Here is a 2,375-nt window from a genome sequence, read left to right as displayed (position 1 = left end):
TCCCCCGTCAACCGCGTCGACAACGCATACGGCGACCGAAACCTCGTCTGCACATGCCCACCAATGGACGCATACGAAGACGCCGCAGAGTGAAACCCGTGTCTGTCCGATCCGTCAATTCGCCTGACGGATCGGATTTACACCCTGAGGGCAGCGCCAATCGGGGCGCTGCCACGCCCAAATCGTCGGAGGAACAATGAAACACTATGTCCTCGCAAATGATCACGCCAATCTGTCTGAAACGGAGCCTGAGGCACCCGAAAGATTGAAACATATCGATGTCATTCTCAACGGTGAAGCGGCTATGGCGTCAGCTGGAATGGTCATCGAATTCTATCAGGCGTTAAACACTCTGGCCGAAAACTGCACCTATGTGGTCAACCTTCGTGTCGCTGGCTCGGAACCTGCGGGTGGACCGTTATACTGGGCCGGACGAACGGCGATTTTCTGGGGAGATCTGGAGAACATCTGGTCCATTCCACATTCGCGCAGATTCTGGGTATCGCAGGTCCTGAACCTGTCTTCACGGGTTGTACTGGTCGGCGGCGCGGTGCTGCTTCTGCCGCAACTCGGAAGAACAGGCCGGAACACCGTTGCTGTCCACCCGAATTTCGCAGCCGCTGCACTGGAGGGCGGGCTGGAAGATTGTGGCACCGGCACGCATCTGGCCGCAGACGGGTGCGCCCATAGCGCAACCACCCGGCTAAGCGCGCTGCGCCTGCTGTCAGAATTTGTGTCGATCGACCACGGGGAACATATCGCGGACATACTGCGCGGATACATTGGACTGACGGAACCCACACAAAAGCACGGCAGCACGCTTGCCGCCCGTCTGGTGCACCGTGCAAAAGGTGATCAGCTTGTCATGCGCACGCTGGATGCGATGCAGGAAAACATCGAAGATCCTTTGACGATCTCGGAACTTTCCAATGTGCTCAGGACCTCGACTCGCCAGTTACAGCGAAGGTTTCTAAGCAAAACCGGTGCGAAACTTTTGTCGACCTACAAAGAGCTACGGCTGGAGCGGGCGCAGAGCCTTTTACAATTCACCAACATGTCGCAGATCGAAATCTCGACAGCGACCGGCTTTTCATCGACTGTCGCGCTGAAACGCGCCTTTCAACGCAGCTTTGACGTCAGCCCGGACGAAATTCGGAACAAGCGATTTCTGGGGACGGCCGCCCCGGAACACGGATAACCTTTCGCGTTTGTCTCGTGATCCACCAGTCAACGCAGCACCGAGCCCGCGTGGACCTTGCGCCCACGCAGGTCAGGTTTGGTGCGGGCGATCAGGCCGCAGCGATCTGACTGGCCTTTTCAACCAGCACTTCGGCCTGACGGATCGAGGCATAGTCGATCAGACGGCCATCCAGAGACACGGCACCTTTTCCGTCTGCCTCGGCCTCGGCCATGGCGACAAGGATACGCCGTGCCTTGGTAACTTCGGCATCCGAGGGCGACATCACCTCATTGGCAAGTGCGATCTGGCTGGGGTGGATGGCCCATTTGCCCTCGCAGCCCAGAACGGCGGCACGTTTTGCGGCGGCCTTGTAACCGTCGGGGTCCTGAAAATCGCCAAAAGGCCCATCAATCGGACGCAGCCCGTTGGCGCGCGCAGCAACCACCAAGCGGGCAAGGGCGTAGTGCCACATGTCGCCCCAGTGGGTCAGGCGGCCTCCGTCGGTATCCGGGTCGGTCAGAACCGAATAGTCAGGGTTTACGCCCCCGATGATTGTGGTCCGCGCGCGGGTCGAGGCGGCATAATCCGCGACACCAAAATGAAGGCTTTCATTGCGCTTTGATGCAGCCGCGATCGCGCTGACATTCTGCATACCAAGCGCGGTTTCGATGATGTGTTCGAACCCGATCCGTTTCTTGTATCCCTTGGCGTCTTCGATCTGGGTCACCAGCATGTCGACCGCATATACATCTGCAGCTGTCCCGACCTTGGGGATCATGATCAGGTCCAGACGCTGGCCCGCCTGTTCGACAACATCCACGACGTCCCGGTACATGTAATGGGTGTCCAGACCATTGATCCGGACCGACATGGTCTTGCTCCCCCAGTCGATATCATTCAGCGCCTGAATGATGTTCCTGCGCGCCTGCTCCTTTTCATCGGGCGCGACGGCGTCTTCCAGATCGAGGAAGATGACATCCGCGTCCGATTTCGCAGCCTTCTCAAACATTCCGGGCTGGCTGCCGGGCACGGCAAGCTCGCTGCGGTTCAGGCGGGCGGGGGCTTGTTCAATTGGTTGAAAGCTCATGGTTGGGACCTTTCGGCTTACAGGTTCGGGTATATGGGGAAGCGGTTGCAGAGGTCTGCGACCTGGGCGCGGACGCGGGCTTCGACTTCGGCGTTGCCGTCTTCGCCG

Annotated in this window: 2 protein-coding genes; one reads left to right on the top strand and one right to left on the bottom strand. The window is 58.9% G+C overall.

Features of this window, described 5'->3' with window-relative positions; all coding sequences use genetic code 11:
* Positions 1-196: 196 nt before the first annotated feature.
* Entirely contained in the window at positions 197-1,198 is a 1,002-nt protein-coding gene (locus tag ACR0AD_RS21085; protein ID WP_480484961.1) for a helix-turn-helix domain-containing protein, read from the top strand.
* Positions 1,199-1,289: 91 nt separating this feature from the next.
* Here ACR0AD_RS21085 and ACR0AD_RS21080 read toward each other — a convergent pair whose 3' ends face one another.
* Entirely contained in the window at positions 1,290-2,267 is a 978-nt protein-coding gene (locus ACR0AD_RS21080) for an HpcH/HpaI aldolase/citrate lyase family protein (protein ID WP_480489515.1), read from the bottom strand.
* Positions 2,268-2,375 lie beyond the last annotated feature (108 nt).

It is taken from the genome of Ruegeria sp. BH8, from assembly GCF_056538065.1.
This window is presented reverse-complemented; position numbering and strand designations above follow the sequence as displayed.

Coding starts and splice junctions, on each gene's coding strand:
- ACR0AD_RS21085 (WP_480484961.1), top strand. CDS start 197: ATGAAACACTATGTCCTCGCAAATGATCACGCCAATCTGTCTGAAACG.
- ACR0AD_RS21080 (WP_480489515.1), bottom strand. CDS start 2,267: ATGAGCTTTCAACCAATTGAACAAGCCCCCGCCCGCCTGAACCGCAGC.